General features: G+C 73.9%; 21 protein-coding genes. 10 read left to right on the top strand and 11 right to left on the bottom strand.

Annotation, left to right across the window (positions count from 1 at the left end):
- The first annotated feature begins 109 nt into the window (after nucleotides 1-109).
- Together HNR08_RS11780 and HNR08_RS11775 are read left to right on the top strand one after the other, a co-directional pair.
- The gene (locus HNR08_RS11780) at nucleotides 110-1801 is read left to right on the top strand and encodes an MFS transporter (protein WP_146834632.1); all 1692 of its coding nucleotides are present in this window, start codon (nucleotides 110-112) and stop codon (nucleotides 1799-1801) included.
- Between the two features lie 71 nt (nucleotides 1802-1872).
- Nucleotides 1873-2334 carry a MarR family winged helix-turn-helix transcriptional regulator gene (locus HNR08_RS11775; protein WP_246802956.1) on the top strand — a complete coding sequence of 154 codons (462 nt, stop codon included), beginning with the start codon at nucleotides 1873-1875 and terminating at the stop codon, nucleotides 2332-2334.
- 178 nt (nucleotides 2335-2512) lie between these two features.
- On the opposite strand, the gene HNR08_RS11770 is transcribed toward HNR08_RS11775, so the two are convergent.
- The 4 genes from HNR08_RS11770 to HNR08_RS11755 form a co-directional block, all read right to left on the bottom strand.
- Nucleotides 2513-3397 (bottom strand): NERD domain-containing protein, encoded by an 885-nt coding sequence (locus HNR08_RS11770; protein ID WP_146834638.1) that lies wholly within the window; start codon nucleotides 3395-3397, stop codon nucleotides 2513-2515.
- Between the two features lie 65 nt (nucleotides 3398-3462).
- Complete coding sequence (gene msrB, locus HNR08_RS11765) at nucleotides 3463-3879, bottom strand: peptide-methionine (R)-S-oxide reductase MsrB (RefSeq protein ID WP_146834641.1); 417 nt, start codon at nucleotides 3877-3879, stop codon at nucleotides 3463-3465.
- 167 nt (nucleotides 3880-4046) lie between these two features.
- The gene (locus tag HNR08_RS11760) at nucleotides 4047-5684 is read right to left on the bottom strand and encodes a DEAD/DEAH box helicase (RefSeq protein ID WP_146834644.1); all 1638 of its coding nucleotides are present in this window, start codon (nucleotides 5682-5684) and stop codon (nucleotides 4047-4049) included.
- A 74-nt stretch (nucleotides 5685-5758) separates the two neighbouring features.
- Complete coding sequence (locus HNR08_RS11755) at nucleotides 5759-6406, bottom strand: PilZ domain-containing protein (RefSeq protein ID WP_183835015.1); 648 nt, start codon at nucleotides 6404-6406, stop codon at nucleotides 5759-5761.
- Nucleotides 6407-6706: 300 nt separating this feature from the next.
- Between HNR08_RS11755 and HNR08_RS11750 the strand changes: the two genes are divergently transcribed.
- The 5 genes from HNR08_RS11750 to HNR08_RS11730 all read left to right on the top strand — a co-directional run bounded on the left by HNR08_RS11750 (nucleotide 6707) and on the right by HNR08_RS11730 (nucleotide 11273).
- Nucleotides 6707-8665, top strand: coding sequence for a putative bifunctional diguanylate cyclase/phosphodiesterase (locus HNR08_RS11750; RefSeq protein WP_146834650.1), 1959 nt, complete (start codon nucleotides 6707-6709; stop codon nucleotides 8663-8665).
- 46 nt (nucleotides 8666-8711) lie between these two features.
- Nucleotides 8712-9329, top strand: coding sequence for a hypothetical protein (locus tag HNR08_RS11745; RefSeq protein ID WP_186812753.1), 618 nt, complete (start codon nucleotides 8712-8714; stop codon nucleotides 9327-9329).
- Nucleotides 9330-9354: 25 nt separating this feature from the next.
- Nucleotides 9355-10089: a S24/S26 family peptidase gene (locus HNR08_RS11740; RefSeq protein WP_246581634.1), complete on the top strand. Its 735-nt coding sequence runs from the start codon at nucleotides 9355-9357 to the stop codon at nucleotides 10087-10089.
- Complete coding sequence (locus HNR08_RS11735; protein ID WP_146834656.1) at nucleotides 10070-10345, top strand: hypothetical protein; 276 nt, start codon at nucleotides 10070-10072, stop codon at nucleotides 10343-10345. Before HNR08_RS11740 ends, HNR08_RS11735 begins: the two co-directional genes overlap by 20 nt.
- Nucleotides 10346-10610: 265 nt before the next feature.
- Entirely contained in the window at nucleotides 10611-11273 is a 663-nt protein-coding gene (locus HNR08_RS11730; RefSeq protein WP_146834659.1) for a phosphoribosyltransferase, read from the top strand.
- A 139-nt stretch (nucleotides 11274-11412) separates the two neighbouring features.
- Here HNR08_RS11730 and HNR08_RS11725 read toward each other — a convergent pair whose 3' ends face one another.
- The 6 genes from HNR08_RS11725 to HNR08_RS11700 all read right to left on the bottom strand — a co-directional run bounded on the left by HNR08_RS11725 (nucleotide 11413) and on the right by HNR08_RS11700 (nucleotide 22068).
- Nucleotides 11413-12432 (bottom strand): glycosyltransferase family 2 protein, encoded by a 1020-nt coding sequence (locus HNR08_RS11725; protein ID WP_146834662.1) that lies wholly within the window; start codon nucleotides 12430-12432, stop codon nucleotides 11413-11415.
- Nucleotides 12429-13067, bottom strand: a complete 639-nt coding sequence (locus tag HNR08_RS11720) for a hypothetical protein (RefSeq protein WP_146834665.1) — start codon at nucleotides 13065-13067, stop codon at nucleotides 12429-12431. Before HNR08_RS11720 ends, HNR08_RS11725 begins: the two co-directional genes overlap by 4 nt.
- A 30-nt stretch (nucleotides 13068-13097) precedes the next feature.
- Complete coding sequence (locus HNR08_RS11715; protein ID WP_246802957.1) at nucleotides 13098-15560, bottom strand: glycoside hydrolase family 3 C-terminal domain-containing protein; 2463 nt, start codon at nucleotides 15558-15560, stop codon at nucleotides 13098-13100.
- 349 nt (nucleotides 15561-15909) lie between these two features.
- A complete protein-coding gene (locus tag HNR08_RS11710; RefSeq protein ID WP_146834668.1) occupies nucleotides 15910-18915 on the bottom strand; it encodes a glycoside hydrolase family 3 C-terminal domain-containing protein in 3006 nt (1001 codons plus the stop codon).
- Between the two features lie 231 nt (nucleotides 18916-19146).
- On the bottom strand, nucleotides 19147-19566 hold the full coding sequence (locus HNR08_RS11705; protein WP_146834671.1) for a hypothetical protein: 420 nt from the start codon (nucleotides 19564-19566) through the stop codon (nucleotides 19147-19149).
- Between the two features lie 123 nt (nucleotides 19567-19689).
- Entirely contained in the window at nucleotides 19690-22068 is a 2379-nt protein-coding gene (locus tag HNR08_RS11700) for a glycoside hydrolase family 3 N-terminal domain-containing protein (protein ID WP_146834674.1), read from the bottom strand.
- A gap of 302 nt (nucleotides 22069-22370) precedes the next feature.
- On the opposite strand from HNR08_RS11700, the gene glf reads away from it, so the two are divergent.
- The 3 genes from glf to HNR08_RS11685 are packed head-to-tail and all read left to right on the top strand — an operon-like array spanning nucleotide 22371 to nucleotide 24227.
- The gene (glf, locus tag HNR08_RS11695) at nucleotides 22371-23519 is read left to right on the top strand and encodes a UDP-galactopyranose mutase (RefSeq protein ID WP_146834677.1); all 1149 of its coding nucleotides are present in this window, start codon (nucleotides 22371-22373) and stop codon (nucleotides 23517-23519) included.
- A 58-nt stretch (nucleotides 23520-23577) separates the two neighbouring features.
- Nucleotides 23578-23838 (top strand): hypothetical protein, encoded by a 261-nt coding sequence (locus tag HNR08_RS11690; protein ID WP_168430283.1) that lies wholly within the window; start codon nucleotides 23578-23580, stop codon nucleotides 23836-23838.
- Complete coding sequence (locus HNR08_RS11685) at nucleotides 23835-24227, top strand: type II toxin-antitoxin system VapC family toxin (protein ID WP_183835012.1); 393 nt, start codon at nucleotides 23835-23837, stop codon at nucleotides 24225-24227. Before HNR08_RS11690 ends, HNR08_RS11685 begins: the two co-directional genes overlap by 4 nt.
- Before the next feature lie 210 nt (nucleotides 24228-24437).
- Here the strand turns inward: HNR08_RS11685 and HNR08_RS22730 are convergent, their stop codons facing one another.
- Entirely contained in the window at nucleotides 24438-25586 is a 1149-nt protein-coding gene (locus HNR08_RS22730) for a GNAT family N-acetyltransferase (protein WP_146834683.1), read from the bottom strand.
- Nucleotides 25587-25689 lie beyond the last annotated feature (103 nt).

Here is a 25689-nt window from a genome sequence, read left to right as displayed (position 1 = left end):
CGGACCCCGCGCCGGCACCGACCCGCGTCCCCGCGAGGGCGCGCAGCACCACACCCACGAAGTCCGCCGACGGCGCCGGGCACCGCACCACTGGCGAAAGCGAAGACACATGACCAGCACCACCCGGGCCGAGCGCCCGACCCCGGCCGGGAGCGGCACCGCGCCCGCGCCGGCCATGACCCACCGCCAGGTGATGGAGTCGCTCTCCGGCATCCTGCTCGGCATGTTCGTGTCCGTCCTGGCCACGAGCGTCGTCTCGAGCAGCCTGCCGAAGATCGTCAGCGACCTGAACGGCTCGCAGTCGTCCTACACCTGGGTGGTCACCGCCACGCTGCTGACGACCACGATCACCACCCCGATCTGGGGCAAGCTCGCGGACCTGTTCAACCGCAAGCTCCTCATCCAGCTCGCGCTGATCATCTCCGTGCTGTCCTCCGCGGCGGCCGGCTTCTCGGAGAACGTCGAGTTCCTCATCGGCATGCGCGCGATCCAGGGCATCGGCGCCGGAGGCCTCACGGCGCTGGCGACCGTGCTGCTGGCCGACATCCTCAGCCCGCGCGAGCGCGGCCGGTACATGGGCCTCATGGGCGGCATCATGGGCATCGGCATGGTCGGCGGCCCGCTGCTCGGCGGCGTCATCACCGACAGCCTGACCTGGCACTGGAACTTCTTCGTCGGCCTGCCGTTCGCCGTCGCCGCGATCATCGTGCTCCAGCGGACGCTGCACCTGCCGCGCCTGCCCCGCAAGGTCGTGAAGATCGACTACTGGGGCGCCGCCCTGATCTCCGTCGGCATCGCGACGCTGCTCCTGTGGGTGACGTTCGCCGGCGACAAGTACGACTGGCTGTCCTGGCAGACCGGCGTCATGGTCGTCGGCTCGCTCGTGGTCCTGGCGATCGCCTGCGTGGTCGAGACCAAGGTCGCCGACCCGATCATCCCGATGCACCTGTTCAGGAACCGCACGCTCGTCCTGTCCGTGATCGCGTCGGTCGCGGTGGGCGTGGCGATGTTCGGGACCTCGGTGTTCCTCAGCCAGTACATGCAGGTGGCCCGGGGCAAGACGCCGACGCAGTCCGGCCTGCTGACCATCCCGATGATCCTCGGGCTGTTCATCTCGTCGACCATCAGCGGGCGGCTCATCACCCGGTACGGCCGCTACAAGGGCTTCATGATCGCCGGCGCGATCACGCTGACCGCGGGCCTCGCGCTCATGGGCACCATCCGGTACGACACCAGCTTCGTGCTGGTCGGGCTGTACATGTTCGTCATGGGCGCCGGCATGGGCATGCTCATGCAGAACCTGGTGCTGGCCGTGCAGAACACCCTGGACGTCACCGAGGTGGGCTCGGGCACCGCCACCGTCGCGTTCTTCCGGAGCCTCGGCGGCGCGATCGGCGTCTCGGCGCTCGGCGCCGTGCTGGGCAGCCGGATCACGACGCTCATCACGGACGGCCTGACCGCGATCGGCGTGGACGTCAGCGCGCTGGGCGGCGGAGCGAGCGCCGTGCCGGACGTGTCCACCCTGCCGGAGCCGATCAAGACGATCGTGGAGTCGTCCTACGGCGAGGGCATCGCGGACCTGTTCCTCATCGCGGCGCCGCTGGGCCTGGTCGCCCTGCTCGCGGTGATCTTCCTCAAGGAGGTCCCGCTCGGTCAGCGCTCGGGCGTCGAGCAGCTGCTCGACCAGGAGCAGACCGACGAGGCCGTCGTCGCCGAGGCCGGCACGCCGGGCGCCCAGCAGGCGATCGGGCAGCAGGCCGAGGCGGAGCGCGCGGACGCCGGGGCCGGACCCCGCGCCTGACCTCCCCCCGATCGCGCCCGGCCGTCGACCACGACGGCCGGGCGCGATCGCGTTCGTCCACAATGGGGCGCGTGGACACCCCGACCGACCCCGTCGCCCGCCTCGAGTCCGAGCTCGGGCTCCTGCTGCGCCGCGCACGCGCCTCGGCCGACCGGCTGGCCCGCCAGGTGCACCCCGACCTGGAACCCAGCGCCTACCCGCTGCTGTCGCGGATCGAGCGCGAGCCGGACGTGCGCGCCAGCGAGCTCGCCGAGCACATCGGCGTGGGCCGGGGCACGATGTCGCGCCAGCTCGGCCGGATCGAGCAGCTCGGGCTCATCGAGCGCCGGCCCGACCCCGACGACTCCCGCGGGCAGCTGATCCGGGTGACGCCCGAGGGCGCGCGCCGGGTCGAGGCCGCCCGGGTCGCCCGCCGGCGGTACCTGGAGCAGGCGCTCGGGGCCTGGTCGCCGCAGGAGCGCGCGCTGCTCGCGGACCAGCTGCACCGCCTCAACGACGCCCTCGCCGCCGCGCCGCGGTCGACCGACGCCTAGCGGCCCGGGCTCGCCGCGCGCGTCCGGTCCGCCGGTCCCGCGCTGACTGGAGGGTTCTGCCCGACACGCGCGGCGTGTCCCGGCGAAACCCCCCCACTCACGGCGGACGGCGGACGGGCCGACGCACGGCGCACGGCGCACGGGGCCGGCGGACAGCGGGGCGGTGCCTCGCGGCCGGTCAGACCGCCCAGGTCACGGCCCACGTGCTGCGCCGGCGGGCCACGGCCGCCACCGCGTCGACGCGGCCGGCCGTCCAGCGCGCCGGGAGGTCCGCGAACGCGTCGGGCACGGTGCCCTCCGGGAGCACGAGCGCGTCGCAGCGGGACGGGTCGTGCACGTCGACCGGCCCGTGCACCACGAGCGCGCCGCGCACGCCGACCGGCGACCCGACGGCCGCCCGCAGCAGCGACCCGGCCCGGGCCGCGGCGAGCCGCACGTCCCGCAGGTCGGCCACGCCGTGCCCGTCCGCGGACAGGTGCCGACCGTCGAGCGTGAACTGCTCGGTGCCGGCGGGCCCGGCGGGACGCTCCGCGACGGCGAACGCACCGGGCGGCCCGACGAGCAGGTGCGCGACGACCGACCCCTGCCGGCCGACGGGCACGTCGTGCAGCACGTGCCAGCCGACGAGCACGAGCCGGTCCAGCCGCTCGCACAGGGTCTCCTCGGCGGCGCGCGGCTCGCCGTCGGCGTACGGGTGGACGAGGTCGTCGGCCCGGTGCCGGCCGCGGCGCTCGGACTGGCCCGGCGCGGCGGCCGCCTCGTCCTCGGGGACCGCGGGCCGGGCGCGCCGGCCGTGGGGGCGCGGGGCCTCCGGCTCGGGCGGCGCGGGGTCCCCGGCGGCCTCGGCGGGGACGACGAGCTCGGGCAGGTCGGCGCGCAGGTACTCCTGCACGGCGCGGCGGACGGCCGCCTCCACGCCCGCGGCGTCGGCGGCGCCGGGCTGCAGCGCGACCCGGCCGGTGGCCAGGTCGACGCTGCCGAGGGGGGCTCCGGTGTCGGCCGTGACGTAGAGCCGGTCCGCGCCGTAGCGGCGCCACCGGCGGACGATCAGGGCCTGCTCCACGTCCCGGATATCGGCACGCGGGCGGCCGCCCTGAAGCATCCGCGCCGCCCTCCCCCGCCCGGGTGTCAGCCGGCCGTGGGCTCGAACGTCAGGCTGACCGAGTTCATGCAGTACCGGTCACCCGTGGGGGTCTGCGGCGCGTCGTCGAAGACGTGCCCCAGGTGCGACCCGCACCGCGCGCAGCGCACCTCGGTGCGGACCATGCCCAGGCTGCGGTCCTCGATGAGCTCGACCTTGTCGCCCGCGAGCGGGGAGAAGAAGCTCGGCCACCCGCAGTGCGAGTCGAACTTCGTCTCCGACCGGAACAGCTCGTTCCCGCAGGCGCGACAGCGGTACACGCCCTCGCGCTTCTCGTCGAGCAGCGCACCGGTCCACGGCCGCTCCGTCCCGGCCAGCCGCAGCACCTGGAACTCCGCCGGGTCCAGCTCGACCCGCCACTGCGACTCGTCCTTGGCGACCTCGTACGTCCTCTGCTCCGTCATGGCGGTGCTCCTCTCGCCCCGGGAGCCCCGGCCCGGTCGGCCGGGGCGGTCCCGCGGCAGCAGAACACGGACGCGGGGCGCGCTGTTCCGTGCGACGACCTTGCCCCGTCCGGCCCGCGCCCGCCACCGCGGCACCGCGGCTCCCGGGCGCTCGGCGCGCGCGGGGCTCAGGACCCGCTGCGGGGACCGTTCGCGCCGCCCCGGCCACCCCGGCGGCGGCGTCGGCCGCCCTCCGAGGACCCGCCCGCGCCGCCCGCGGACGAGCCGCGCCCGGGGGCGCCGGACGGGGCGTCACCGCCCGAGCTCCAGCGGACCGTCGAGCCGCCCACCGGGGCACCCTGCGCCCGGCCGGCGCGGCGCGGGCGCCCGGACTGGCCGGCGCCGCCGGAGCGGCCCTGCCCGCCCGCCCCGGACGCCGTCGAGCCCGTGGCGCCGGCGCGAGGGGCCGACGCGGCGCGGGCCTGCCCGGCCGGACGGTCGCCGCCCGCGGCCCGTCCGGCACCCCGGCCGCGGCCGGCGCCCGAGCCGGCGCCCGAGCCGCCCGACGCACCCGCGCCGCCGCCGCGACCGCCGCGCCGCGAGCCGCCACCGGCGCCGCCCGACCGCTGCGCCGGGACCGCCGGAGCCGCCGGAGCCACGTGCGCCGCGACCTCGCCGACCAGCGCCGCCACCACGGGCGACCCCGGGGCCACGCGCTGCGGCGTCACGGTGATCCGGGCCTTGCGGGTCAGGTCCCGGACGTCGCCGGCCTGCTCGGGGAGCATCACGGTCACGACGTCGCCGCCGGAGCCGGCGCGCGCGGTGCGGCCGGACCGGTGCAGGTACGCCTTGTGCTCGGCGGGCGGGTCGACGTGCACGACGAGCTCGACGTCGTCCACGTGGATGCCGCGGGCCGCGATGTCGGTGGCCACGAGCACCTTGACGTCGCCGGACGTGAACGCGGCGAGGTTCCGCTCGCGGGCGCCCTGGCCGAGGTTGCCCTGCAGGTCGACGGCGGGGATGCCGTCGCCGGTGAGCTGCTTGGCGAGCTTCTTGGCCTGGTGCTTGGTGCGGGTGAACAGCACGCGGCGGCCGGTTCCGGACGCGAGCTCGCGCACGACGGCCTTCTTCGCGTCGGCGTCCGCGACGGCGAGCACGTGGTGCGTCATCGTCGACACGGGTGCGACCTCGGGGTCGACGGAGTGCGAGGTCGGGCGGTCCAGGTACCGCTTGACCAGGGTGTCGACGCCGTTGTCCAGCGTCGCGGAGAACAGCAGCCGCTGGCCGCCGCGCGGGGTCCGGTCGAGCAGCCGCTTCACCACGGGCAGGAACCCGAGGTCGGCCATGTGGTCGGCCTCGTCCAGCACCGTGATCTCGACGGCGTCGAGGGAGCACAGGCGCTGCTGGATGAGGTCCTCGAGCCGGCCGGGGCAGGCGACGAGCACGTCGATGCCGGCGTCGAGCGCGGCGACCTGCCGGCTCTGGGCGACGCCGCCGAAGATCGTGGTCGAGGTGAGCCCGGCCTCGGCGGCCAGCGGCTCGACGGTCGCGTGGATCTGGCTGGCGAGCTCGCGGGTCGGGGCGAGGATCAGCGCCCGCGGCCGGGCCGGGGCGCGGCGGGTCCCGGAGGCGGCGAGGCGCGCGACGACGGGCAGCGCGAACGCCAGGGTCTTGCCGGAGCCGGTGCGGCCGCGGCCGAGCACGTCCCGCCCCGCGAGAGTGTCGGGCAGCGTGGCGGTCTGGATGGGGAACGGGTCCGTGATGCCCCGCTGCGCGAGCGAGCGCGCGAGGGCGGCGGGCACACCGAGGTCGGTGAAGGAGGGCATGTCGAAGGTCACTCCGGCGTCGGATCGGTCCGCGGTCCGTGCGCGGCGGGCGGCGTCCGGCGCCGGCGGCTCGGTCAGGCGAGCGTCTGCTGGCGGCGCTGGGCGCCCTGCGTGCGCAGGACGTAGCGGAAGAGCGCGTCCGTCTCCCGCGGGGAGGTCTCCACGAACCGGCAGCCGTAGTGCGTCCCGGAGCGCGAGGGCTGGGCACGGACGACGACCGCCTGCAGCCAGAACGCGTCCGACAGCTCGGGGAAGACGAACCTCACCGTGCTGCCGGGGGGCAGCTCGGTCGCGGACATCATACGCATCCCGTGCGCCGACACGTCGAGCACGGTGAACCGCAGGGGCTGCTCGCCGGGGGCGTCGGCGCCGTCGCCATCATCGGCGGCGGCCCCGTCCTCCGCGCCCGCCGGCACCGTCACGAAGCCCTCGCACTCGACCGTCACGGCCACCCGCGCGACCGCGCGCTTCTGCAGCGTCGACAGCAGCTCCACCCCGGCGAACCCGACCGTGTCCGCGGTGATCCGCGCGGCCTCGCCGACGTACACGCACTCCCCGCGCACCTCGTCGAGCACCCGCAGCGTGTACAGCTCCCCCTCGGCCACGCCGCGCACGATGCCCTCGACACCGGCCCACAGCACCCCGTCGTCGAAGGTGCGGACGTACCCGGACAGGACCTGGTGGCCGTCGTGCTCGACGGAGCAGAGGGCGAGCTCGTGCATGCGTGCCATCCGTGGCTGGGGAGAGGGGGGCGGCTCGGAGGTTACCCCTCGGCCGCGGGCGGCGGCGTGAGCCGGACGGGTGCCGTCGGTCGTGTCGCAGATGCCCACCAGTCGGGCAATCCCGACGAATCGCCGTAACGGGGATCTTCTCGCCATATCCGGCACCACGCCCCTACTCTCAGCGCAGGCCGTGCACCCACCCGCGGCCCGAGTCCCTGCGAGCATCCGAGGCCCCCGCTGGCAACCGCACACCGCCGCTGGCCGCTGACCCGGTACTTCGCCGTCGTCAGCATCGTCGCCATGCTCGCCCTGGGCGTGGCGCTGGTCCTCGTGACGGCGAACGTCATGCAGGACCAGGCCCGCGACGACGGCATCGCGCTCGCCCGGTCCATCGAGTCCTACGCGTCCGGCGGCGTGCCCGACGACGCGTTCACCGTCGGCGTGCTCGCCCCGGAGGACGCCGCGCGGGTCACCGAGCAGGTGGCGGGGTTCCGGGAGCTGCGGCGGCTGCGCCTGTGGACCGTGGACGGCACGCTGCTCTACGACTCGCAGGCCGACACCACCGGGTTCCCCGACGGCGACCGGCTCGACGCCGCCACCCGGGAGCGCGAGCCCGTCGCCCAGGTGGTGACCGAGGTGCGCGGCGAGGAGTTCGGCGGGACCGAGTCGACGCTGCTCGACGTGTACGTGCCGGTGCAGCACGACGGCGTCGTGGTCGGCGCGGCCGAGGTGATGCTCGACTACCAGGGCACGGCCGACGCCGTCGCCTCCGCGACCCGGACCGTGACGCTCGTGGTCGCCGGCGGGCTGGTCCTGCTGTGGATCCTGCTGTTCCGGACGGTGTGGAACGCCTCCCGGCGGCTGCAGTCGTCCGCCCTGGAGAACGCGCGGCTCGCCCTGCTGGACTCCCTCACCGGCCTGCCCAACCGGCGGATGCTCGCCGACCGCCTGGAGCGCGCCCTCGACGACGCCCGCGCCACCGGCGGCACGGTGGGGCTCGCGCTGCTCGACGTCGACCGGTTCAAGGACATCAACGACTCGCTCGGCCACGACCGCGGCGACGAGCTGCTGGAGCAGGTGGCCGAGCGGCTGCGCGGCGCCCTGCGCGAGGACGACGTCGTGGCCCGGCTCGGCGGCGACGAGTTCGCGATCCTGCTGCCCACCGTGCACTCCGTCGCCGACGCCGAGGCCGCCGCGCGCCGCGTCCGGCAGCTGTTCGTGCCGCCGTTCATGCTCGGCGACCTCGCGCTGCACGTGGACACCTCCATCGGCGTGGCGTGCCTGCCGGACCACGCGGACGACGCGTCGTCGCTGATGCGGATGGCCGACGTCGCCATGTACACGGCGAAGACGCACCGGCTCGGGGTCTCGGTGTACTCCCCGGAGGAGGACGACTCCTCCCCCGCCCGGCTGGTCCTGCTCGGCGACCTGCACCGCGCGCTCGGGGTCGACGACGAGCTGGAGATGCACTACCAGCCGAAGATCGACCTGGGCACCGGCGAGACCGTCGGGCTGGAGGCGCTCATGCGCTGGCGGCACCCCACCCGCGGGATGCTGCCGCCCGACCTGTTCGTCCCGCTCGCGGAGCAGTCCGGACTGATCCACGACCTCACCCGGTACGCGCTGCGCAGCTGCGTCGCCCAGCTCGCCGAGTGGACCGCCCAGGGCGAGCCCGTCCCGGTCGCGGTCAACCTGTCGGCGCACGACGTGACGTCGCACGCCGTCGTCGAGGTGATCGAGGACCTGCTCGCGCAGCACGACGTCCCCCCCGACCTGCTGGAGGTCGAGATCACCGAGACCGCGCTGGTCAGCGACCCGTCCCGGGTCGTGCCGGTCCTGCAGCGGCTCGGCGACGCGGGCGTGCGGGTGTCGATCGACGACTTCGGCATCGGGAACACGTCGATCTCGCAGCTGCGGGACCTGCCGGTGCACGGCCTGAAGATCGACCGGTTGTTCGTCGCGGACCTGTCCGCCACCGGACGGGAGGGGTCGGAGGTCATCGTCAAGGCGATGGTGGACCTGGCGCACTCGTTCGGCCTCCAGGTCGTCGCGGAGGGCGTCGAGGACGGCAGCACCGCCGAGGCGCTGCGGCGGCTCACGGTCGACCAGGCGCAGGGCTACCTGTACTCGCCCGCCGTACCGCCGTCGCGGCTGCGGGCGGAGGACCTCCCCCGTGACCCGGCCCTGCGACACGCCGTCACATCCGTCACCCAAGAATCGGGCATCTCGCCTCAAGGTGCGCGACGATCTGACCGATAGGACCCGGTACGACCGTTTCGACTCACCCGTGAGGATGACCACCCGGATGGACGAGCTGCTCCGCGAGATGATCACGCCCCCGCCGCCGCGGCGCGACCCCGCCCGCCGGCGCCGCCTGATCACCACGGCCGCGATCCTCGGCATGGCGGCGCTCGGCATGACCTCGCTCGTGACGTCCGCGATCTTCACCGACCGGCAGGACGCCGGCCGCACCGGCATCACCACCGGCAGCGTCGACATCGAGGCCGGCGAGGACGTCGCGTTCGAGCTCCCGCCCGGGTTCCTCGCGCCCGGCGACGACGTCTACAGCCCGGTCACGGTCCGCAACGAGGGCTCGCTCGCGCTCGTGTACCGCGTGGACTACGCGGCGACGGACACCGACGGCAAGGCGCTGGCCGCGCAGCTGGGCATGACGCTCTACGCCGCCGCGACCTGCTCGGTCGACGGCGTCGCCGGCGCCGAGGTCGTCGCCGAGGTCCCGTCGCTGTCGACCGGCACCCAGCCGCTCGTGACCGACGCCCGCAGCCTGTACGCCGGCACCTCCGAGGCCCTCTGCGTCCGCGTCACCGTCCCGGAGTCGCTGGGCGACGCGTTCCAGGAGGCGACCACCGACCTGAAGTTCACCTTCCTCGCCGAGCAGGCCCCCGACCCGCACGCCCGCTGAGGCCCCCGCCGCACCCGAGGAGCTCATGAGCAGCAGGCCGACCCCACCGGTCGAGCGCCGGGCGCAGCACCCGGAGCGGCCCCGGCACGGCACGCCCGTGTCGGCGCCACGGCGCGCCCTGCGCACGGCGCTGTGGACGGTCATCGTGGTCTGCGGGCTCGCCTACGCGACCTCGCTGGCCGTGCCGCTGTGGTTCCAGGCCAACGGGCAGCGCCTGCTCATCGTCACCTCCGGGTCCATGTCCGGACCGGAGCAGGGCGCGTTCGACGCCGGCGACGCCGTCGTCATGCGGCGGATCACGGACCCGTCGCAGCTCCGCGTCGGGCAGGTGGCGACGTTCTGGCCCGCGCGGTCCGACCAGCTCGTGACGCACCGGATCATCGCGCTCAAGAACCTGCCGGTCATGCGCCAGGACGAGTCGACCGGCCGGATGGTCCAGGAGCGCGACCCCCGGTCCGGCGAGCCGATCACCCGGCCGTACATCTACACGAAGGGCGACGCGAACGCCGAGCCCGACCCGGACGCCACGCCGCTGTCCCAGGTGCGCGGCATCATCCTGCACGTGTACCCGAAGTGGGGGTGGGTGCTCGACTGGGCCGGGTCCGCGCAGGGCCGGGCGCTCATGCTCGCCCCGCCGCTCGCCGCACTCGCCACGCTCGAGATCCTGTCCCTGCTCGACGACCGCCGCGCCCGCCGCGCCGCCGGCGAGCACCGGCCCTCCGCCCGGGAACGGCGCGACGATGCGCTCCTCCTCGGCTGACGCGCCGCGCGGGGGGCGCGGGCGGCGCGGCACCTGGGCGCTGCTCGGGGCGCTGCTCGCGGGCGCGCTGCTGCTCGGCCCGGCGGTCGGCTACGCGGCGGCGCAGTTCGGGTCGACGTCGACGGTCACGTTCACGATCACGGTCCGCTCCGCGTCGACCGGCCCGGACGCCCCGGCCGACCCGGGCGACCCCGCGGACCCTACGGACCCGGCGGCGGACCCTGCCCCGGCCCCCGCCGGACCTGCCGCCCCCTGACCCGGGACCGGCCCTCTGACCCCGGCCGGCCGCCCGCCCGGACCGCCCGACCGCCCGCCGCGACGAGACGGCAGCGCTCGGGGGTCCCGCAGCCGCCCGACCCCCGAGCACTGCCCTCGCGTGGACGCCCGGAGGACGGCCGGCGCCGAGCCGGGCGGGTCGCGCCCCTGCGTCGACCCCACCGGCCGGGGGCCGGCCGCCTCGACCAGGGTCGCCCGGGCCCGGCGGGTCCGCATCCGCGGGCGCGGGTAGCGTCAGCAGGACGATGCCGGGCAGGGAGCCGTTCAGCGACCGGGCGCAGGCGGGTGCCGCGCTCGCGGACCGGCTCGCGGCCCGGGCCGAGGACCCGGCCGCGGTGGTGCTCGCCCTGCCGCGCGGCGGGGTCCCGGTCGCGGCCCCGGTCGCCGCGCGGCTGCACGCCCCGCTGGACGTCCTCGTCGTGCGGAAGCTCGGGGTCCCGGTCCAGCCGGAGCTCGCGATGGGCGCCCTCGCCGGGATCGCGGGTGACGTCGTGACCGTCCTGCACGAGCGGGTGCTGCGGGCGGCGCGGATCCCGCAGTCCGTGCTGGAGTCCGTCCGCGCGGCCGAGCTCGCGGAGCTGCACCGCCGCGAGCGGGCCTACCGGCGGGACCTGCCCGCGCTCGAGGTCGCCGGGCGGACGGCGGTGGTCGTGGACGACGGCGCGGCGACGGGGTCGACGGTCCGGGCCGCGATCGCGGCGCTGCGCCGGCGCGGGGTCGCCCGGGTCGTGGTGGCGCTGCCGGTCTGCCCGCCGGACACGGCGGCCGCGCTGGCCCGCGAGGCGGACGAGCTGGTGTGCCTGCGCGTCCCCGCGCGCTTCGAGGCGGTCGGCCTGGAGTACGCGAGCTTCGCCCCGCCCTCGGACGCGGAGGTCCGCCGCCTGCTCCTGTCCTCCCGCGCCCCCTGACCCCACCGGAGGACCCCGCCCCCAAGACCCCGCCGAGACGGGACGGTCCGGCCGGCACGGGGCCGTGCACGGCCCTCCCTCGGCCCGGGGGTCCTGTCTCGGCGCGAGGGGCGCGAGGAGGGCCGCGACCGGCGAGGGGTCAGCTGAAGCCGATGGCGCGCTGGGCCACGCGGTACGCCAGGACCGAGACCCGGCGGCCGGCCGGGCCGGGGAGGTTCGAGATCTGGCCCAGCACCGACCAGCGCACGCGGCGGTACAGCCACGGGTCGTGCGCGCGCAGCCGGGACCACAGCCGGTCCTTCTCCGCCAGGGACGCGGGCGTGCCGGCCCGGATGAGCAGGATCGAGGACACCGCGCAGATGATCTCGACGTAGTGCAGCAGGTAGCGGCGCAGGCGCAGGTCGTGCACGGGGGTGCGCGAGACGTGCTCGAGCATCATCCAGTTCACGCGCAGCTGCTGGTCCAGGCGGCGCAGCATGACCGCCTCCTGGACCGACTGGTCCTCGCGCCCGATGAAGTACCGGTACAGGTCCACGTCGAGGTAGAACAGCGTGCGCACCTTGGCCAGCGGCACCAGCGCGTAGAGGTTGTCGACGTAGAACGTGTGCTCCGGCAGCCGCAGCCCGGCCTCGCGCAGCACCGCGGTGCGGTAGGTCAGCGCGTGCATCATCAGGTACTGCCGCTTGGCGAACCGCCGGGTCTGGGACCAGGTCAGCACCCGGCCCTTCGGCAGCGCCCCGCCGTAGCGGACGGCGGTCTTGTTCTTCTTGCCGACCTTCTCGTAGACGAAGTTCGACACCAGCAGGTCGACCGCGTGGTCGTCCGCGCGGAAGCCGCGCAGCGTGGCCAGCACCTCGGCCAGCGCCGCCCGGTCCAGCCAGTCGTCGGCGTCCACGACCTTGAGGTAGGCCCCGCGGGCGTGGTCCAGGCCGGTGTTGATCGCCGACCCGTGCCCGCCGTTCGGCTTGCGGAGCAGGCGCACCAGACCCGGGAAGCGGTCCACGTACTCGTGCGCGAGGACCGCGGTGCCGTCCGTCGACCCGTCGTCGACCACGATCACCTCGACGTCCGGCCCGAAGCCGACCAGGGAGTCCAGGGCGCGAGCGAGGTACGCCTCCGCGTTGTACGCGGGGACGACGACGGACAGCAGCGGGGTCATGACGCCCGCACCTGCGTGGCGTCCGCGGCCGCGGCGGGCGCGGCGGTCTCCGGCACCTGCTTGAAGATGACCTTGAAGATCGGGAAGAACACCCAGAACGAGATCGCGGCGTTGATGATCATCGTGACGAAGTCCGCGAGGGTCTCGCCGGTGCCGCCCATGCCCCACGTGTCGATGAACAGGTCGTAGATCGGCGTCTTGTACAGGCCCTGCGCGGCGGCGGCCAGGATCGTGATGGCGACGTAGGCGATGGCGTACCACATGGCCGCCTTGCCCACCGACGAGTTGGACTTGAACGTGATGTTGCGCTGGGCGAAGAAGTTGATCACCTGCGCCACCAGCAAGGTGATCTGCACGGCCAGGAAGTATGCCAGCCCCCCGCCGCCGGCCGGCAGGGCGCCCGCGGCGTAGTCGAACACGAAGTACTGCGACCCGTCCGGGTTCGACCCGATCGGCCAGACCTGGAACGCCGTGTCGACCAGCGACGTCATGCCGAAGCCCCACTTGATCAGCGGCATCATGGCCAGCTGCAGCACCGTGATGCCGTTGCTCAGCACGAAGAACACGACGAACTGGGCGACGCCGGGGCGGCGCTCGGCGAATCGACGCCAGGCGTCGCGGAGGCGGGTGATCATCAGGTCTCTCTCGTTCTCGGTCGGGCGGGCTCAGGCGTCGCGGCCCGGAGCCCTCAGGGCACGGGTCGAGGCCGTGTTGGCGCGGCGGTTGCGGAAGAAGGCGCGGACCGTGGCCCCGGCCCCGGCGAAGAAGCGGCCGTTGACGATCCGGACGATGCCGTCGACCATCGCCGCGTCGACCATGCCGTTCGTCATCTTCCCGATGGCGCGGAACGGCATGTTGAGCAGGAACAGGATGTTGAGGTCCGGCTTGCCCTTGCGGTCGGCCCGGTCGCGCAGCATCGCGAGCACCCGGTACGCCAGGCGGGCCAGCGGCGACGGGGCCCCGGCCATCGCGGACAGCGGGTCGTTGACGGTCAGCGGCCGCGACCAGGCGGACGACGGCAGCGGCCGGCCGAGCAGCGCGGCGAAGTCCTCGTCGGGGACCTCGCGCACGTCGCCGGTCAGGTACCGCTTCGGCACGTCCTCCTCGCGGGCCGGGACCGTGCCGGTGAGCTCGACGTCGGCGGACAGCGTGAGGTCGTCGACGTGCTCGCCGGCCAGCACCCGCCAGGTGCCCTGCTCGACCTGCCACGACCCGGTCGCGACGTCCCAGTGCCGGAACGCGGCGTCCCCGAGCGGGACGGTGACCGTGGCGGACTCCCCCGGCTCGAGCTCGACGCGCGCGAACCCGGCCAGCGTCCGCACCGGGCGGTGCACCCCGGCGGAGACCCGGGACACGTAGACCTGCACGACGTCGGCGCCGGCGCGGTCGCCGGTGTTCGTCACGGTCACGGTCGCGGCGTCGGCGGTCGCGGTCAGGGCCGTGTGCGCGAACGTCGTGTACGACAGCCCGTACCCGAACGGGAAGGTCACCGGGACGCCGGCGGTCGTGTAGTACCGGTACCCGACGTACAGGCCCTCGCGGTACTCCGCGGTGCGGCCCTCGGCGGGGAACGCGTCGGCGGTCGGGGTGTCGGAGAGCGCGACCGGCACCGTCTCGGCCAGGTGCCCGGACGGGTTGACCACGCCGGTCAGCACGTCGAGCAGCCCGCCCGCCCCGGCCTGGCCGGACAGGTAGCCGTGCACGACGGCCCGCGCCGAGCCGAGCCACGGCATCTCCACGACACCGCCGCCGGCCAGCACCACGACCGTGCGCGGGTTCACCGCGGCCACCTCGCGCAGCACCTCGACCTGCGCCGCGTGCAGCGCCAGCGTCGAGCGGTCCAGGCCCTCGGACTCGGCGATCTCGTCCAGCCCCAGGAACAGCAGCGCCACGTCGGCGCCGCGGGCGGCCTCGACGGCCTCGGCGCGCAGGGCGGCGTCCGGCGTGCCGTCGCGCCGGAACCCGGCGGCGAACGCCGTCATCTCCAGCCCGGACTCCCCGATCACGTCGAGCACCGAGTCCAGGCGGGTCGGGTTCACCGCCGAGGAGCCCGAGCCCTGGTAGCGCGGGGTGCGGGCGAAGTCACCGATCACCGCGACCCGGGCGCCGGGAGCCAGCGGCAGGATCGCGTCGTCGTTCTTGAGCAGCACGGCCGTGCGCGCGGCGACCTCGCGGGCCAGCGCGTGGTGCGCGACCGGGTCGACCGCGGGGGCCGGGGAGGTCCGGGCGTCGGCGACCAGGCGCAGCATCTCGGCCGCGCGGGCGTCGACGTCCGCCTCGGTGATCCGGCCGGTGCGCACCGCGTCCACGATCTGCCGGGCCGAGCCCAGGCCGGCGGCGGGCATCTCGAGCGTGCCGCCGGCGGCGACAGCGGCCACGACGTCGTTCGAGCCGCCCCAGTCGGAGATCACCGCACCGTCGAAGCCCCACTCCTCGCGCAGCACGGCGCCGAGCAGGAACGGGTCCTCGTGGGCGTAGACCCCGTTGACCAGGTTGTAGGCCGACATGATCGTCCGGGGCGCCGCCGTCTCGACGACGATCCCGAACGCCGTCAGGTAGATCTCGCGCAGCGTGCGCTCGTCGACCACGGAGTCCGACACCATGCGGCGCAGCTCCTGGGAGTTCGCGGCGTAGTGCTTGGGGCACGCGGCCACGCCCTGCGACTGGATGCCCCGCACGTAGCCGGCGGCCATCCGCCCGGCCAGCACCGGGTCCTCGGAGAAGTACTCGAACGACCGCCCGCCCAGCGGGGAGCGCTTGATGTTCAGGCCGGGGCCGAGCAGCACGTCGACCTCCTGCGCGGCGGCCTCGGCGCCCAGCGCCGCCCCGACCCGCTCGGCGAGCTCGACGTCCCACGTGTTCGCGACGCCCGCCGAGGTCGGGAAGCAGGTGGCCGGCTGCGACGCGGCGATGCCGAGGTGGTCGGCCGCGCCCAGCTGCTTGCGCACCCCGTGCGGGCCGTCCGCCAGCCACAGCGACCGCACGCCGTGCCGCGGCAGGTCGTGGGTCTCCCACACCGTCTTGCCGACCAGCAGGGCGGCCTTCTCCAGCAGGGTCAGGTCCTCGGTCATCACGTCCTCGTTCCCGCCCCCGGACGTGGTGGCGGCGTCCTCGCCGTGGAGTCGCACAGTGTCTCCTTGGTTCTGCGGAGGGCGACGTCGTCGCCGGTGACTGCTCGCTGCGGGGCGCGTCGACGCGTCCCCAGAAGAAGGCTGCCGCCGTCGTGCGGCGGTGCGGGGCGCTGGTGCACGAAAGGTCGCCACCAGCGCATGAATGGTCGTCGGCCGCTGCGGCGCGACCCGGGGCAGCACGAACCGGCGGCCGCGCGGCCGCAGGGTCTGCGCAAAGAAAGAGAGGGGGGCTCCCCCGTCAGGCCGGTGGTGGTGGGCGCCGCCGGCCTGACGGGGAGCGTGGTCCGGGTCGCCCGGGGGCGCGGGTCCGCGACCCACGCCCCCGGGGAGCCACCCGGGGGGCCGGCTACTTGCCGTCGGCCCCGCGACCGGCGCCGGCGACCGCCGGCTCGGCAGCAGCGGCGGGCGCGCCCGCCTGGCGGTTCCGCAGCACGCGCCGCGTCACCAGGAACGCACCGGCCAGCAGGAGCAGGCCGACCACGACCGTCGCGATGATCTGGATGTAGACCCAGGTCGGCGGGGTGTAGGAGACCGTGGCCCCCGGCGCCAGCCCGTTCATCGCGTTGGAGTTGGCGACCGTGAACAGGATGTTGTGGGTCGCCTCGCGGATGTCGCTGACCGCCTTGGCCGACGTGGTGTCCCCGAAGGACTTCGACGGCTGGAAGGTCAGGGTGAGGTCCGTGCCCGCGCTGATGCCCTGGTTCGGGTTCATGTACGGGTACAGGTTGAAGTCCGAGATCGCGAAGCCCTCGAAGCCCCACTCACCGCGCAGCACGTTCGTCATGAGCGCCTCGGAACCGCCGGCCCACGTGGCGCCGATGCGGTTGAACGAGCTCATCACCGCGGTCGAGCCGACCGTGGTCTGCGAGATCGTGCCCTCGGTGTCGGACAGGTAGGACACGTCCATCGAGATGTTCTTGACGGCCATCTCGAACGGCTTGAGGTAGATCTCGCGGATCGTCTGCTCGGTCGCCCAGGTCGCGATGCCGTTGTTGACCCGGTTGGTCTCCTGGTCGTTCAGCGCGAAGTGCTTGAGCGTGGTGTACACGCCCTTGGCCGCCGCGCCGTTGGAGACCGAGGTCATCATCGTGCCCGACAGGAACGGGTCCTCCGAGTAGTACTCGAAGTTGCGGCCCGCGAACGGCGAGCGGTGCAGGTTGGCCGCCGGGGCGTACCAGCCGTTGATGTCCTTGAACATCGCCTCGTTGCCGAGCATCTCGCCCATCGCCCGGCCCAGGTCGACGTCCCACGTCTGCGCGATGAGGAACTCCGACGGGTAGGCCACGCCGTTGATGGAGGAGTTGATGAACGAGGAGAAGCCGGCCGGGCCGTCGGGCTCGGTGGTCTGCGGCTTGCCGATCGAGCCGATCGCGGCGGTCTGGTACGCGCCGTTCAGCAGCATGTCGGTCATGTCACCGACGGACAGCGAGTCGAGCAGCTCGTCCCACTTCGGGTCGTCCTTCGGCAGGCCGCGCAGGTCGATCAGCGACAGGTCGGTGCTCGCACCGGTCGTCGGCATGTCGCCGGAGAACGCGTCGGCGGCGGCGTCGTAGTCCCAGGCCGCGAAGCCCTCGGCCACCGCGTCGCTCGCGACGAGCTGGTCGGCCGTCGGGGCGGTCGGGAAGGTGCCGGCGAAGTCCGCGCGGGACATCGACAGGACCTTGCCGTCCTCCGGCTCGGTGCTGAACTGCGCCGAGACGTCGTCGAACTGGTTCGTGACCTCGGCCAGGTCGGTCGAGCGGTGGTTCTCGCCGGAGTACACGACGTCGGAGTCGACCGTGTAGGTGATCGGCTCGGTGCCGGCGGCGACCGTGTGCGAGTCGGTGCGCACCGAGATCGCGTAGTCGCCCGCCTCCAGCACGTAGGCCGCCGCGTCGGCGTAGTCGTAGGACGCCATGTCCTCGACCGGCAGCTCGAGCGTCACGGACTCGCTCGCGCCCGGCTCGATCACGCCGGTCTTCGCGAAGTCGCCGAGGACGACCTCGGACTTCTCGATGCCGCCCGGGGTGTAGGGCGCCGTGTAGTACAGCTCCACGACGTCCTTGCCCGCGACCGCGCCGGTGTTCGTGACCTGGACGGTCACGGCGATGGTGCCGTCGACCGCGCCGGCCTGGGTGTCGGTGACCTCCCAGGCGAAGTCGGTGTACGACAGGCCGTAGCCGAACGGGTACACGACGGCCTGGTCGTAGTCGATGAAGCCCTCGGCCGCGGCGGTCTCGTAGTACCGGTAGCCGAAGTAGATCCCCTCGGCGTAGTTCACGAACGGCGCCTCGTCGGTGACGGTCGCGTTCGACGTGGCGGTCTCGATCGAGGACACCGGGTACGACACCGACAGGTTGTCGTACAGGAAGCCGCCGAAGTTCGGGAACGTCGGGTCGGCGGTGAAGTCCGCTGCCCACAGGTCGGCGGTGCGACCGGACGGGTTCACGTCACCGGACAGGATGCGGCCCACGGCGTTCAGGCCGGTGGCGCCCGGGGAGCCGGCGAGCAGGATCGCGTCGACCCCGGTGTCCGCCTGCAGGTCGCCCATCTCGATGGTGGTCGAGGAGTTCACGACGATGACCACGGTGTCGAAGTTCGCCTTCGCGAGCTCGACCAGGTCCTTCTCGTCCTTGTTGAGCTCGAGCTGGTGCTGGCCGGGCTCGGCGTTCTCGTCCCAGTCCGTCATGTCGCGGGTCAGGTCGCCGCCCTCGCCGCCCGGACGGCCGATGTAGACCACCGCGGCGTCGGAGAACTGGCCGAACGACGCCGACTGGGCCTCGTAGCCCGAAACCGGCATCTCACCGATGAAGTAGGTGGAGGCGCCCGGGTTGTCCATCTCGATGTACCCGCGCGGGTTCTCGGCGGCGTACGCCTCGATCGCGCCGTACACGGCGTCGTTGACGGTGAAGCCGGCGTTCTCCAGGCCCTGCCGCGCGTTCACGGCCGAGTTGGTGTCCACCGAGCCGGAGCCGGAGCCGCCGAACACGGGGTCCGCGGCCGCGCGGCCCAGCATCGTCACGCTCGACCCGGCCGCCAGCGGCAGGGCGGCGCCCTCGTTCTTCGCCAGGACGATGCCCGCGCCGGAGATCTCCTCGACGAGCTCCTTCGCCGCCGCGTCGACCTCGTCGATGCTGCCGAAGTCCGAGCTGTAGTACTCGGTGTCCCAGTCGGCGGACTCCTCCGAGTTCGTGAACTCGTACGTCCCGGACCCGAACTGCGAGGCGACCCAGCCGCCCGCGACGACCAGGGCGACGTTCGCCACCACCGTGATCACGGTGACCACGGCGAGCACCGGGACCCAGATCCACAGGAATTTCTTGTTCGACATGCGCTGCTTCGCGCGTGCGGCGTTCTTCGCCCTGGCGTTCACTGCAGTCCTCCTCGAGTGCGGGCCGGCGATCAGGTTAGGTGCGTCCGCTGAGCCGGCCGCCGGCACCGGACGATCGGTCGGTTCTGGGGCACGGACCGTCGGCGTCGTCGGCGGACGCGGGTCCGTGCGGCGCGCCGGCCGGGGCCGGCGCGCAACGGCGAGTGCCCGCCCGCTGGGCAGCAGGGGCGGGCACTCGGCTGCGGGGCCGGACGGGCCGGCCGGGGGCGAGGACTACTCGGAGACCTCGGTGATGTTCCCGTCCTGGTCGATCTGCCAGGTCTGGCCGGTCGCGGCGGAGTCGCCGTCGATCGTGTACTTGCCGCCGTCGATGTTGATGGTCCCCTGGATGCGGGACGCCGCGTCGGAGTAGGTGTAGGGCACGACCAGCAGGCCGTACTTCACGGTCGGCGCCTGGACGTCGCTCGCGAGCATGATCTGGGCCCAGGAGTCGTCCTCGGCGAGGGCGTCGGCGACGGCCGTGCGGGCGTTCTCCAGGTCCTCCGCGATGTCGGACTCCGACGCGGCCTGCTCGCCCGAGGACGAGCCGTTGCTGCTGCCGCTGTCGTCGCTGCCGCAGGCGGTGAGGCCGAAGAGGCCGGTGAGGGCGACCACGACGCCGAGGCCGGTCGTCAGGACCTTGTTGCGCTTCACTGTGCTGTGCTCCTCGTGTGAGTGCTGGCCGCGGGCCCACCCCGCGGCCGGTCCGCCCTCGCAGGCGGTCCGCCCCGCGGGTGGCCGGCACCGGGGCCGGCCACCCGCGAGGCGGCGTGCGGGTCAGTCCGTGATGGGACCCGCGTAGTTCAGGCCGAAGCCGAACGCGTAGGAGTTGCCCGCCGCGTCGACGTACGGCTCGGTGTCCTCCTGGACGTCCTCGAGCTGCTTCTCGACCGCGTCCATGGACGCCGGGAAGCCGATCGGCAGGCGGCCCTGCGGCTCGTTGAGGCCGATCGCGGTCTCGATGAGCGCCTGGTCGCTGACGCCGAAGCCCACGAGGATCGCGTCGGACTTCGCCTCGAACTCGGCCGGGACCGTCGGGTTCTTCGCCTTCAGGACCGTGATGACCGGGATGTCCTTGCCGGACGCCTCGACGGCGGCCACGGCGCGCTCGAAGGCGTCGAGGTCGGCCTCGTTCGAGGTGCGCGAGGTGTTGCCGAAGTAGGAGCGGTTCTCCTGCGTGCCGTCCGGGAGGATGTCGCCCGAGATGGAGACCTGGCGGACGTTCGCGCCGTCAGCCGTGTAGGGGCGGTACTGCAGGGACAGCGGGTACCACTCGCCCGTCGCCTCGTCGTGGCCGGAGTTCGCGAAGACCGCGCCGCTGCTCGGGCTGTCCATGCCCACGAGGACCAGGTCCACGTCGGACAGGTCGGGGGCGGTGTAGCTCGTGACCTTGCCGTCCGCGTCCTCGACCGCCTCGTCCGTGACGACGGTGCCGAAGTACTGCTCCGCGATCTCGACGGTCAGGCCGGGGCCCTCGGTGTACTCGCCCGGGCCGAACAGGCCGGCCTGGCCGGTGTCGAAGTTCCGCGGGATGTAGACGGTCTTGTCCTTCCAGGACTCGGCGTCCGCCGCGGCGACGGTCTCGCCGTCGTTCTTCAGCATGACGATCGAGTCGAGCTGCGCCTGGTAGCCGGCGTCCAGCTTGTCCTGGCTCGCGACGATCTCCTTGGACTCGTCGAGGTCCAGGTAGGCGTTCTCGTACAGGCCCGGCTGGAACAGCATGTTCAGGACGCGGGCGCCCGTCTCCTGGAAGCGGGTGTCGGCGTCGATCTCGTTGACGCCGGCCTCGAAGTCCGCCTGCCACATGTCGTACGCCGCGAGCACGGGCTCGACCGCGTTGTTGCCGCCGAACATGTCGACGCCGTTCTGGAGGATCGCGTAGTGGCGCTCCTCGACCGTGAGGTCGTCGGCGCCCCAGGAGGTGCCGATGAACGCCTCGGGGTCGGTGTTGCCGCCCGCGGTGACGCCCCAGTCGGTCACGACGACGCCGGAGAAGTTCTCGCGCAGCAGGCCCGTGCGGTACGAGTCGTACGCGGAGCCCATGCGGTCGCCGCCACCCAGCGGGTCGCCGTTCGCGTCGAGCGCGATGGAGTACGCGGTCATGACCGCGGCGGAGTCCATCGAGCCGAGGAAGACGTCGGCGTGCGCGTCGAAGTTGTCACCCGGGTAGACGCCGTACTTGCCGGCCTCGGTGTGCGACTCGCGGCCGCCCTCGCCCGGGCCGTCGCCCGCCCAGTGCTTGATCATCGCGTTGACGGACTCGTCGCCCCAGCCGTCGGCGCCCGGCGTCGTCTGGAAGCCCTCGACGTACGCCTTCGCCATCGCGCTGGCCAGCTCGACGTTCTCGCCGAACGTGCCGTCGACGCGCAGCCACCGCGGCTCGGTCGCCAGGTCGATCTGCGGGCTGAGCGCGGTGCCGATGCCCAGCGCGCGGTACTCGGCCGACACGGTCTCGGCGAACGCCGTCATCGTCTCGGTGTCGAACGTCGCGGCCAGGCCCAGGTTGGAGGGCCAGCGCGAGATGTCGCCGGACGCGTTGTAGTTGCCGCCGCTCTCCGCGGTGGACCGCGGGTCGGAGGAGAAGTTCACGGGGACGTACGGCTCGTCGTCCGTCGCCAGCTCCTCGGCGTACGCCTGCAGCTGGTTCGACCAGGTGACGTTCGCCGTGACGTCGTTCGGGCCCGCGTTGAGCACGTTCCGCAGTCGCGACTCCGACATGTACTCCTTCTGCGCGTCCGTCAGGCCGTCCGCGGGGGACCGCTCGTGCGACGAGAAGAGCATGAGGCCGGCGATCTGCTCGATCGACAGGTCCTGGGCCAGGTCGGCGGCGCGGTCCTGCGACGTCTCGCGCCAGTCCTCCCACGTGTCCAGCTCGCCGTTGCCGTTCATGTCCTTGAACGCGTAGGTGGCGCCGTCGATCTCCTCCTCGAGGAGCTCGATCCCGCTGTCCTTGCCGTACGACAGGACCGGGCCGTCGCCAGGGTTGGTGACGACCACGAACTCCGTCTTGCCGTCCGTGACGTCGCGCGTGGTGAAGCTGTCGCCGGCGGAGCCGTCCTCGTCGGAGGACCCCGGGCTGCACGCGGTGAGGGCGAACAGGGACAGCCCTGCGACCACCGCCGCACCCTTGACGTAAGCCGTTCTCGTTGTCTTCATCGACCTTCCCTTGTCTGTCGAGGCGGCAGGTGCGCGACACCGCGCACTGCGAACCGAACGCCACCCGGGACGTCGTGGTCCGGCGGGTTGCGTTGTCACGCTAGGAGCGGCGGAGCGGGCCGATCCCGCCGGGTGCACAGTCCGTCGCTTGGGGTCCACGAACAGTCCGGGAGGTCACGGCCAGGTCACGGAAGCCCTGGTTGGGAGCGCGTCCACGCCGGGGGGCGGGGCCTAGACTCGGCTGCGCCCGGGCCGTGCCGGCCGGGTCCCCCTCCCCCGCCGCTACGGAAAGGCCGCGCCGCATGGACCTGCTCGTCGTCGGAGCCGGCCTGTTCGGCCTCACGGTCGCCGAGCGCGCCGCCGAGTCCGGGCTGCGCGTGACGGTGGTCGACCGCCGCGACCACCTCGGCGGCAACGCGTGGAGCAGCGTGGACGCGGACACCGGCATCGAGGTGCACCGCTACGGGTCGCACATCTTCCACACGTCGAACGAGCGGGTCTGGGCGTACGTCCGCCGGTTCACCGCCTTCACCGGCTACCAGCACCGCGTGTACTCGACCCACGCCGGCCAGGTCTTCCCGCTGCCGATCAACCTCGGCACCCTCAACCAGTTCTTCCGCACCGCGATGGGCCCCGCCCAGGCCCGGGCGCTCGTCGCGGCGCAGGCGGCCGAGGTGGACGGGGACGCCGCCGCGAACCTCGAGGACAAGGCCGTCTCCCTGATCGGCCGGCCGCTGTACGAGGCCTTCATCCGCGACTACACCGCGAAGCAGTGGCAGACCGACCCGCGGGAGCTGCCCGCCTCCGTGATCGCCCGGCTGCCCGTCCGGTACACGTACGACAACCGGTACTTCTCCGACACGTACGAGGGGCTGCCCGCCGGCGGCTACGGCACGTGGTTCGAGGCGATGGCGTCTCACCCGCGCATCGACGTGCGGCTCGGCACCGACTTCTTCGACGCGAGCCAGCCGCTGTCCAAGGCCGCCGCCCGGGGCCAGGTGCCCATCGTCTACACCGGGCCCGTCGACCGGTACTTCGACCACCACGCCGGGCCGCTGGGCTGGCGCACCCTCGACCTCGACACCGAGACGCTGCCGGTCCGGGACTTCCAGGGCACCAGCGTCATGAACTACGCCGACCTCGACGTGCCCTGGACCCGGATCCACGAGTTCCGGCACTTCCACCCCGAGCGCGAGGACCGGCACGCGCAGGACCGGACCGTCGTCATGCGGGAGACGTCCCGGTTCGCCGGGCCCGGGGACGAGCCGTACTACCCGGTCGCGACGCCGCGGGACCGGGAGCGGCTGCGGGCGTACCGCGAGCTCGCCGCCGACGAGCCGGGGGTCCGGTTCGGCGGGCGGCTCGGGTCGTACCTGTACCTCGACATGCACATGGCGATCGCGTCGGCGCTGGCGCTGTGGGACTCGGGGGCGGTGACCGCGGCGCGGTGAGCCCGGCGAGGGCGCCGATGGTGTCACACCCTCGCGCCCCGGTGTTACACTTCCGGGTATGCCCACGCTCAAGCACCGGCACGCCATCACGGAGACCGCAGCGGTGACCCACGCCCTCGAGGTCGCCGGCCGACGCTGGCCCGGGCAACCCACCTCGCAGCTGCTCACGCGGCTGATCGAGACCGGCGCGCAGGCCGTCGAGGCCGAGGACAGCAGGACCACCCACGCGCACGAACGGGCCGTCTCGGCGCTGACCGACCTCGCGCAGCACTACCCGCAGGGCTACCTCGACGAGGTCCGCGAGGGGTGGCCGGAGTGATCGTCGCCGACGCGAACGTCCTGATCGCCGCGGCCAACCCCGCGGACGTGCACCACCGCCGCGCCCGGTCGATCCTGCTCGAGCACGGCGGCGCCGGTGTCGTGCTGCACTCGCTGACCATGGCGGAGGTCCTGGTCGGTCCCGCGCGCGCCGGCCGGCAGGAGGACGCGCACGCCGCGTACGTCGCGGCCGGGGTGCGGAGCTCGCCGGCCACGGACCCGGCGCCGACCGCGGTCGCCCGCGTCCGGGCGACGACGGCCCTGACGATGCCCGACGCCTGCGTGCTGGCGACCGCCGAGCACGCCGGCGCGGCGCTCGCCACCTTCGACACCCGCCTCGCCCGCGAGGCGACCGCGCGCGGCACCGCGGTCATCGGCCCGGCCGGCTGACCCCGCCCGCGGCGCCCGGGGCCGACCACGCCCCCGCCAAGCCCCACACACCCCGCCGAGCCCCACATACCCCGCCGAGCCCAACACGCCCCCGCCGAGCCCACACACCCTCGCCGAGATCGGTCCCTCCAGCCGAGATCGGTCGTCCCGGCGACCGATCTCGGCGCGGAGGACCGATCTCGGCGCGCGGGATCGATCTTCGCCTGCGGCTCAGGACGCCAGCAGCCCGAGCCGCCGGGCGACGGGCACGGCCCGCAGCACCGTGCGCGCCGTGACCCCCCGGGTCGACACCAGGAGGTCGACCACCGGGCGCGACGCGGGGAACAGCCGGGCGCCGACGGCGTACCGAGAGTCGAACCCGGGGTCGAAGAAGGGCGCATCGGTCGACGCCAGGACCGCGGTGAGCAGGGCGACGCGGCCGATCGACCCGGGACTGTACCGCCGGTGCTCGTCGGCGTAGGCGTCGAGGAACCCGAAGTACGCGCCGCCCGAGCGCACGCCGTACCCGATCCACAGCGTCTCACCGCCGGCCGCGAGGCGGAGCACCGCGAGGTCGCCGTCGCGGCGGAAGCCGGCGACCACCTCCCGGAACCACCGCTCGGCGACCGGGTCGAGCCGCAGCGCGTCCCCGCCCCGCGCGGGGTCCCCCTTCCAGCCCGCCGCCTGCAGCGTCACGAACGCGTCGTCGGCCGCCGGGTCCGCCGAGAGGTCGTGCAGGGTGAGCGGCCCGCCGGTGGCGCGCTCGATCCCCCGGACCCCGCGCAGCAGGTTCCGGCGCTCGTCGGCCGCCAGGTGGGCCGTGGCCAGCGGCGGACCGGTGAGCACCCCGCCGGCGAGCGGTGCGACCGGCGGCAGGTCCAGCAGCTCGCGGGGCGCGAACGCGCCGACGTCGCGCCGGCGCTCGTAGACCCGCATCGGCGTGCGCCGCAGGACCTCGGCGAGCGCGTCGGCGAGCGGGCCGTCGCCCGGGAACCGGCGCAGCAGCACCAGGCCGGGGAGGCCCGCGTCGTGCACGCCGCGCAGCAGGGCGGTCAGCGCCTCGACCTCGCGCCCGGCCCGCACGAGCGGGTGGTGCCGGTCCGAGTGCACGGTGGCGAACGCGCCGCCCGTCGTCACCGCGTGCAGCGGCACCCGGGGGGCGATCGGCTTGGTCGTGAGCCCGAGCGCCGCGAGCCACTCCGCGCCCTCCTGAACCACGAGCACCCGCACGTCGGCGGCCTCCTGCCCGCGGTGCCGGGCGGGGACCAGGTACCGGGGGTCGAGGTACATGTTGGGCGCGACCGCGTGGTCGGCGAGGCGGCGCCACGCCTGCACGTCGGCGTCGGTGATGGCGAGGAGCGGGACGAGGCGGACGTGCACGATGCCCTCCTGCGGGCGAGCCGTGAACCGGGCGGGAGCGCCGGGCCGAGGCGAGGCTAGTGCCCGATTTGAACCGCTTTGGGGCAGTTTCGGGGTGAACTGT

The sequence above is a fragment of the Cellulomonas hominis genome (assembly GCF_014201095.1).
GTDB lineage: Bacteria > Actinomycetota > Actinomycetes > Actinomycetales > Cellulomonadaceae > Cellulomonas > Cellulomonas hominis.
Note: the sequence above shows the minus strand (reverse complement) of the source record. Positions and strands in the feature narration are given on the sequence as shown.

Coding starts and splice junctions, on each gene's coding strand:
- HNR08_RS11735 (WP_146834656.1), top strand. CDS start 10,070: ATGCGCTCCTCCTCGGCTGACGCGCCGCGCGGGGGGCGCGGGCGGCGC.
- HNR08_RS11740 (WP_246581634.1), top strand. CDS start 9,355: ATGAGCAGCAGGCCGACCCCACCGGTCGAGCGCCGGGCGCAGCACCCG.
- msrB (WP_146834641.1), bottom strand. CDS start 3,879: ATGACGGAGCAGAGGACGTACGAGGTCGCCAAGGACGAGTCGCAGTGG.
- HNR08_RS11700 (WP_146834674.1), bottom strand. CDS start 22,068: ATGAAGACAACGAGAACGGCTTACGTCAAGGGTGCGGCGGTGGTCGCA.
- glf (WP_146834677.1), top strand. CDS start 22,371: ATGGACCTGCTCGTCGTCGGAGCCGGCCTGTTCGGCCTCACGGTCGCC.
- HNR08_RS11755 (WP_183835015.1), bottom strand. CDS start 6,406: ATGCACGAGCTCGCCCTCTGCTCCGTCGAGCACGACGGCCACCAGGTC.
- HNR08_RS11760 (WP_146834644.1), bottom strand. CDS start 5,684: ATGCCCTCCTTCACCGACCTCGGTGTGCCCGCCGCCCTCGCGCGCTCG.
- HNR08_RS11780 (WP_146834632.1), top strand. CDS start 110: ATGACCAGCACCACCCGGGCCGAGCGCCCGACCCCGGCCGGGAGCGGC.
- HNR08_RS11690 (WP_168430283.1), top strand. CDS start 23,578: ATGCCCACGCTCAAGCACCGGCACGCCATCACGGAGACCGCAGCGGTG.
- HNR08_RS11725 (WP_146834662.1), bottom strand. CDS start 12,432: ATGACCCCGCTGCTGTCCGTCGTCGTCCCCGCGTACAACGCGGAGGCG.
- HNR08_RS11730 (WP_146834659.1), top strand. CDS start 10,611: ATGCCGGGCAGGGAGCCGTTCAGCGACCGGGCGCAGGCGGGTGCCGCG.
- HNR08_RS11745 (WP_186812753.1), top strand. CDS start 8,712: ATGGACGAGCTGCTCCGCGAGATGATCACGCCCCCGCCGCCGCGGCGC.
- HNR08_RS11750 (WP_146834650.1), top strand. CDS start 6,707: ATGCTCGCCCTGGGCGTGGCGCTGGTCCTCGTGACGGCGAACGTCATG.
- HNR08_RS11720 (WP_146834665.1), bottom strand. CDS start 13,067: ATGATCACCCGCCTCCGCGACGCCTGGCGTCGATTCGCCGAGCGCCGC.